1 protein-coding gene is annotated in these 512 nt (G+C 44.9%); it reads left to right on the top strand.

Annotated features, from left to right (window positions below; genetic code table 11):
- Positions 1-136: 136 nt before the first annotated feature.
- Positions 137-512 (top strand): glycerophosphodiester phosphodiesterase family protein (locus R8O10_RS27640; RefSeq protein WP_318192286.1); only part of this gene is annotated, 376 nt, incomplete at its 3' end.

Here is a 512-nt window from a genome sequence, read left to right as displayed (position 1 = left end):
ATTTCCACACCATGCTTGTCTGGTGAAAATTACACCGTTGAATCGTGACGTTACCGCCCTGAAGAAGCCTTTCACCTCTATATCAACGGCCAAAAGCGAGTACAATCTGGACATCTCATTCAAGAAGGCAAACAAAATGGAAACTCTGTTAATTGGTCACCGCGGCGTTGCCGGCTCGTTCCCAGAAAATACAAAAGTCAGCGTTCAAGCTGCAATTGATCTCGGCCTAAAATGGGTAGAAGTAGATGTTCAGCCAACAAAAGATAACGTACTTGTGGTTTGCCACGATCATACGTTAAATCGATGCAGCAATGGCATAGGACGAGTTGATGCGCATACGTTGGAAGAACTAAGACAATTAGATTTCGGTGGCTGGTTCAGCGAAGATTTTGCTGGCGAAACTATCATGACTCTTGAGGAGCTATTAAGCTTGGCTACTGAGCGAGGTCTAAATCTGAATATTGAAGTTAAAGTAGACCGCCATCCAGCGGATGAATTCGCACAAACGCTCG

It is taken from the genome of Vibrio sp. 1727 (assembly GCF_033344415.1).
In the GTDB taxonomy this organism is placed as follows: Bacteria; Pseudomonadota; Gammaproteobacteria; order Enterobacterales; family Vibrionaceae; genus Vibrio; species Vibrio alginolyticus.
The sequence above is the reverse complement of the archived record's forward strand: the minus strand, read 5'-3'. Positions and strand labels throughout refer to the sequence as shown.